This is a genomic window from Bartonella sp. 220B, from assembly GCF_026930205.1.
GTDB lineage: Bacteria > Pseudomonadota > Alphaproteobacteria > Rhizobiales > Rhizobiaceae > Bartonella.
The window spans coordinates 25,650-31,928 of the sequence record NZ_JANHOI010000013.1 but is presented as its reverse complement, the minus strand read 5'-3'; the positions used below and the strand labels follow the sequence as shown (position 1 = coordinate 31,928).

5 protein-coding genes are annotated in these 6,279 nt (G+C 39.7%); 3 read left to right on the top strand and 2 right to left on the bottom strand.

All coding sequences use genetic code 11. From position 1 onward, the window contains the following. The first annotated feature begins 92 nt into the window (after nucleotides 1-92). From NPX99_RS07535 to NPX99_RS07525, 3 genes are all read left to right on the top strand, one after another. Nucleotides 93-485 carry a Fur family transcriptional regulator gene (locus NPX99_RS07535; protein WP_126603740.1) on the top strand — a complete coding sequence of 131 codons (393 nt, stop codon included), beginning with the start codon at nucleotides 93-95 and terminating at the stop codon, nucleotides 483-485. Nucleotides 486-638: 153 nt separating this feature from the next. Beyond that, nucleotides 639-1,715 carry an HlyD family secretion protein gene (locus NPX99_RS07530; protein ID WP_269031248.1) on the top strand — a complete coding sequence of 359 codons (1,077 nt, stop codon included), beginning with the start codon at nucleotides 639-641 and terminating at the stop codon, nucleotides 1,713-1,715. Nucleotides 1,716-1,747: 32 nt separating this feature from the next. Further along, entirely contained in the window at nucleotides 1,748-3,307 is a 1,560-nt protein-coding gene (locus tag NPX99_RS07525; protein ID WP_269031247.1) for a DHA2 family efflux MFS transporter permease subunit, read from the top strand. A gap of 552 nt (nucleotides 3,308-3,859) precedes the next feature. Here the strand turns inward: NPX99_RS07525 and NPX99_RS07520 are convergent. Together NPX99_RS07520 and NPX99_RS07515 are read right to left on the bottom strand one after the other, a co-directional pair. Beyond that, nucleotides 3,860-4,444 carry a GNAT family N-acetyltransferase gene (locus tag NPX99_RS07520; RefSeq protein WP_269031246.1) on the bottom strand — a complete coding sequence of 195 codons (585 nt, stop codon included), beginning with the start codon at nucleotides 4,442-4,444 and terminating at the stop codon, nucleotides 3,860-3,862. Between the two features lie 46 nt (nucleotides 4,445-4,490). Next, nucleotides 4,491-5,624 carry a type III PLP-dependent enzyme gene (locus NPX99_RS07515; RefSeq protein WP_269031245.1) on the bottom strand — a complete coding sequence of 378 codons (1,134 nt, stop codon included), beginning with the start codon at nucleotides 5,622-5,624 and terminating at the stop codon, nucleotides 4,491-4,493. Nucleotides 5,625-6,279 lie beyond the last annotated feature (655 nt).

Below are 6,279 nucleotides of genomic sequence, written 5' to 3'. Positions count from 1 at the left end.
TACATATTCTATATTCACCATTGCACAAATATCTTATACGCTTTATGCTTACCCATAGAATAAAAGGCCTATAGAGCAAAAGAAAGGTGTTAATGTCATCTAAACTTACGCGTAACCAAACATTGGTTCTAAACACTTTAAAGAATGCGCAAGGACCTTTAAGTGCTTATGCGATTCTCGATCATTTACGCGAAGAAGGATTCCGTGCGCCTCTCCAAGTTTATCGTGCATTAGAAAAACTTGTCCAATTAAAGTGTATTCATCGTCTTGAAAGCGTAAATGCTTTTATGGCCTGTTTGCATCCTGAAAATTGCCAACACGAACTTACAACTTTTATCATTTGTGAAAACTGTGGCAAGGTCAATGAAATACAAAACCAAACTATTGTATCCAATCTTAAACAAATGGTTCAAGCAGTTGATTTTCAAGCACGCAGAAGCACTTTAGAAGTACGGGGCATTTGCAAACAATGCGCAACAGAGTAAGATCTCAATACTTGCAAGTTTGTATATTTAACGTTATGTTTTTAAAGTCGTCTTATTGCTTGAAAAGCTCTTATCGTCTTTGCCTCTATATTATTCTCTTCTCACAGCGGTGAGCTTGTTTTACGCATTACATAAAATCGAAAGTATAAAATCATGTCTACATCTGAGACAACTGTTTCAACAAAAAAGAAGAAAATAATTCATGCTCTTCTTATTATCTTTGCGCTTTTTGTGCTTTGGTTCGGCTATAAATGGATAACAGATTGGCGTTATATGCTCGCAACAGACGATGCTTATGTACAAGGAGATATAGCAGCTATTGCTCCTAAATTAAATGGGTATATTGAAAAGGTCGCTATTAAAGCCAACCAAATGGTTAAGAAAGATGATGTCTTATTTCACTTAAACGATGGCGATTATCAAATAGCCTTGGAACAGACAGAAGCCCGTCTCAGCACACAGCAAAAAACGCTTCTACGGATTGATGCACAAATTATCGCTGCACGCAGTGCTTTGGATGATGCGCAAGCACAAAAAGCAGCTGCTTCAGCCATAGCAACGAATGCACAACTCACCTTAAAACGCGTCACAGAACTTAAAGAGAGTCGTTATGCGCCTCAATCGAATGTTGATGATGCCAAATCCGCTTATGAACAAGCCATTGCCAATGTTAACCGTGCGCAAGCACAAATAGCTGCGGCACGTGCAAATATTCAAGTTCTGGAAGCGCAACGAAGTGAAACGGAAAGCCAAACAAAGAGTTTAGAACTCACACGTGAAAAAGCACAACGTGATCTTGATTCAACCATTATCCGCGCTCCATTTGATGGTATTATTGGAAATCTAACAGCAAAAACGGGGGATTTTGTGGTAAATGGCCAACGCCTTGCTGCATTAGTCCCTCTCCATGCACTTTATATTGAAGCGAACTATAAAGAAACACAGTTACAAAATATTCATTCTGGACAAACTGCTTATATTGTTGTTGATGCCTTCAAAGGAGATGTATTTACAGGTACAGTACTTTCCATTTCCCCTGCAACAGGAGCTGTTTTCTCTCTCTTGCCACCACAAAATGCTACCGGAAACTTTACTAAAATTGTTCAACGTATTCCTGTCCGCATCTCTATTCCAGAAGACGTCTTAAAAACAGGGCGTATTCGAGCAGGAATGAGTGTTTCAGTAGAAATTGACACACGTACAAAGCCGCAAGATAAAGACCTCTTATAACAAACAATCAATGCTCCTAACGAGACATCTCCATGCCCGAATCAACACACTCTCAAGAACACGTAGGAATCCAAAAAATCTTGGTTTTCATAGCTATGTCTTTTGGCATGTTCATGGCTATTTTGGATATTCAAATTGTCTCCTCCTCTTTAGCTGAAATTCAGGCTGGTCTTTCAGCAAGTTCTGAAGAGATTTCATGGGTTCAAACCTCCTATCTTATTGCTGAAGTTATCATGTTGCCTCTTTCTGGCTTCTTAGGAAGATTGCTTTCAACGCGTGTTTTCTTTAGTGTATCGGCTATCGGATTTACGATTACCTCTATTCTTTGCGCAACAGCAACATCTATTGAAGAAATGATTGTGTACCGAGCGCTCCAAGGCTTTATTGGTGGAGGCATTATTCCGAGCGTTTTTGTCGCTTCCTATGTGCTTTTTCCACCTTCAAAACGCCCCATTGTGACCCCTATCGTCGGACTGATAGCAACATTAGCGCCCACCATTGGTCCAACAGTAGGCGGCTATCTCTGTCACATCTCATCATGGCATTGGCTCTTTCTCATTAATGTCCCCTGCGGGGTTATTATTTCAATTCTCGCTTGGAAATTAATTGATTTTGATAAAGCTGATCCTTCTTTGATAAAGAAATTTGATTGGTTAGGCCTCATTTTTATGGCTACTTTCTTGGGAACTTTAGAGTATGTTCTAGAAGAAGGAGCACGTCATGATTGGCTGAATGATAGGCTAATTCGGGATTTGTTCATTATCATGATTCTTGCTGCAGCCTTATTCTTCTGGCGTGCTTTTACAGCAAAAGAACCCATTGTAGATCTTTCTACTTTTTCTAATTTTAATTTTTCAGCTGCATCCATTTTTTCCTTTGCACTAGGAATAGGTCTTTATGGACTCACATATCTTTATCCTGTCTATTTAAGCCAAATCCGCCATTATGATGCCCTCATGATTGGAGAAACATTGTTTCTTTCAGGATTTGTCATGTTATTAGCAGCTCCGCTTGCTGGATTTCTTTCAGCACGAATGGATGCGCGTTTAATGATGGCAATAGGACTTTTTGGTTTTGCAATAGGCACTTGGATGGCAAGCTATATCACAGATAACTGGGACTTTTGGCAACTCTTTTGGCCGCAAGTCTTCCGTGGTGCTTCTGTAATGTTATGTATGGTTCCTGTTAATAATATTGCCTTGGGGACACTTCCACCAGAACGAATGCAAAACGCTTCTGGACTCTTTAATCTCACACGGAATCTAGGTGGTGCCGTAGGGCTTGCCATTATCAGCACTCTCATGACAAAACGTACAGACTTTCATTATGAAAGAATAGCCGAAACGCTTAATTACGCAAACAGACAAGCAACTGAAATGCTTTCAAAGCTTACTCTATACTTCAAAACTGCAACTTTTGATTCACATACTCTTGCTCTGTTTCAACTTTTTAATATGGCACATACACAAGCAATGACTATGGCCATTAGCGATATTTTCTTTATAATAACCATCATTTTTATCATCTTAACATTCATAACCGTTTTTCTCAAAAAAACACCACCCCTCACCAGCACCCCTTCAGGTCACTAAGCTTAGCCTTAAAAACATTGTCAAAATCTTGTAAAATACCTGATATTTGCATATCCTACTCCTTACATGATCAGATAAACATACTTAAACATAGCCTTTCCCCTCTTAAGAAATAATCATTTTATTCACAAACCCTGAAAGGATAAACTTACCTAGATATTTATAGAGGCATCGATAATCATCGCAAAAAATTTATCTTCTTACCCACTGTCATTTATGAAACAGACCAATGACACCAAAAACCAAATTTTTATAGTATTTCCATAAAGCTTGGCTTTAAATCCTGACTTCAATGAAGGATTTTCAGCATCCATCAACTGGAAAAACTCTGTAAAATATCGATAAAAAACAACGCAAATGTTTTTCTACAGCCATCTAAAACAGCGCAAAAGAAACAAGTCCCCTAATAAACAACTGCCATTATCATAAACTCTAGAAATGCAAATGAAGAAAAAACTGATATGCAAATCTATCTTCAAACTTTGCATCTCATAAAGATATTTTCACAAAAAAATGATCTCCACAGCCATTGCTGTTGGCAAATAAAATCCTCTAAGCGACTTTATGGTGCTGAAAACGGTTTAATTTTTCTCGTTCTCCACTGGAAACCAAAGTGCCGTAACATCCAGAAAGATATTCTGGTATCAATTCCAACGCTTGAAAACGGTGCTTTTCATAAGGTCTGGGCATTGCTAAATTTTTTGTTAAACTGTTTGAGAATCCAAAACGTTGATAAAATGCACAATCACCCACAAGTAAAATAGCCCCATAACCTAATTCTTTTGCCTTTTTAATTGCATGCTGCATAAGAACCGACCCTATTCCCATACCAGAATATTCCCCAGAAACAGCTAGAGGTCCCAAAAGCAAAGCATGTTGCGTATCATTTTGCCCTTTGTTAAACTGAACATGCCAAAGACGTACACTCCCCACAAGCTCTCCAAGTGCATTTTTGACAACAAAAGACAATCCACACGCCGCCAAACGTCCACGACGTAAAGCTTCTGACGACTTACGCTTACGCCCCTTTCCCAAAGCTAAATCAAGCAAGTTTTCCCGGTATGGCTTATCTGCTTCTTGCTCACGGGCAAGTGTAAAAAACGCACCATTTTTTGTTTGAAAATGTATCATATTCATCTTTGACACACTCCTCACTATACCTTTGTTATCATGGATAAGAAACTCAAATCACATAAGACCGCAAAGGTTCAAAACCATTAAAGGCAACAGAAGCATAAGTTGCCGTGTAAGCACCTGTTCCATGAATCAACAACGCATCGCCTACCGTCAGAGATAAAGGTAAGAGATAAGGTGTTTTCTCATAGAGAACATCTGCCGAATCGCATGTTGGCCCTGCCAAAATGCAAGGCTCCATTTCCGTATCATCATGGGGTGTTTCAATAGGATAGCGAATAGCTTCATCCATCGTTTCAGCAAGACCATTAAATTTCCCAATATCAAGATAAACCCATCGGACATTATCATTGTCCGCTTTTTTAGATATAAGCACAACTTCTGTGCGAATAACACCAGCATTACCAACCATTCCACGCCCTGGCTCGATAATCGTTTCCGGAATACGATTGCCAAAATATTTTTTTAAGGAATCAAAAACAGCCATACCATAGGCTTGTTCGGTAGGAACATCTTTCAAATAACGTGTTGGAAAACCACCACCCATATTAACCAACTTCAACGAAATTCCTTCTTGCTCCAAATGCCTAAAAACTGCAGCTGCATCCGATAAAGCACGATCCCATGCGCTAAGATCTGTCTGCTGAGAACCTACATGAAAAGAAACACCATATGCTTGTAAACCTAATTGATGTGCCCGACGCAAAACATCAACCGCCATAGCAGGAACACAACCAAACTTACGAGACAATGGCCACTCAGCCCCTATTCCATCAGTCAGAACACGGCAAAAAACGCGAACACCTGGAGCAGCACGCGCAATTTTTTCTACTTCTTCGACACAATCAACCGCATAAAGCGAAACACCCAATGCATAGGCACGCGCAATATCACGCTCTTTTTTAATGGTATTTCCAAAAGAAATACGATCAGGTGTCGCACCTGCTTTTAACGCCATTTCAATTTCTGCCACAGAAGCGGCATCAAAAGACGATCCTAAAGAAGCAAGCAAACTCAAAATTTCAGGAGCAGGATTCGCCTTTATCGCATAAAAAATGCGAGACTGAGGAAGAGCTTTTTCAAAATTTAAATAATTTTCGCGGACAACATCCAGGTCAACAACTAAACATGGTCCTTCAGAATGATGTTTTGCAAGAAAATCACGAATACGTTGCGTTGCCATTTGCAATTCTCCTCAGGGGAAGGCATCCCTTCCTCTTTATTTGGACAGCATAGAGCCGCCAATAACCAAAAGACAAAAAGTATACAACCGCCTCCTCTACCCTGATGATAAAGAACAGGAAGAAAACAGAATTGTATACAGCGAAAGAACAGCGCGAAAACCGCGTTATTCCACTTTATCTGCCTTTTTGATTGGAGTTGAAGAAAACCACTTCCGCACTGAAGGCAATGAGGTGTGCCTCTATAGTTATCTCAGCATTTGGACAGCTGAAAGACACCAGAAAGGCCCGCACCGTCGTTGCTTCAAGATGTCCTCATTCTTCCGGTTGGCCAAAAGAATGACTGGAGCGGTTAGTTCCAGGTACCGTACCGGTTAATCTCACCATTTGAGAACCAGCGGACACCCACAGGCACGTGCGACTTTGGGCAAGATTGCATATAAGACCAATTTTTATGCATTTCAATCATTTTTTTTATTTTAAACATTTTTTAATTTTTAAAGACAAAATGATGCAAAAAAGTAACACCCCTCACAAGCAGACAAACAACCTTATCTCCTTTAAGTGCATTACAGTTTTCAAGAAAAAACACGTCCTTTGGCTGCCAATTCATAATCTTGCCCTTCAGAGAGCCTCTTTGCTTTGGATTTCTCATTC

Excerpts from the sequence above, each read along its gene's own strand:
- NPX99_RS07535 (WP_126603740.1), top strand. The coding sequence starts at position 93 with ATGTCATCTAAACTTACGCGTAACCAAACATTGGTTCTAAACACTTTA.
- NPX99_RS07530 (WP_269031248.1), top strand. The coding sequence starts at position 639 with ATGTCTACATCTGAGACAACTGTTTCAACAAAAAAGAAGAAAATAATT.
- NPX99_RS07525 (WP_269031247.1), top strand. The coding sequence starts at position 1,748 with ATGCCCGAATCAACACACTCTCAAGAACACGTAGGAATCCAAAAAATC.
- NPX99_RS07520 (WP_269031246.1), bottom strand. The coding sequence starts at position 4,444 with ATGAATATGATACATTTTCAAACAAAAAATGGTGCGTTTTTTACACTT.
- NPX99_RS07515 (WP_269031245.1), bottom strand. The coding sequence starts at position 5,624 with ATGGCAACGCAACGTATTCGTGATTTTCTTGCAAAACATCATTCTGAA.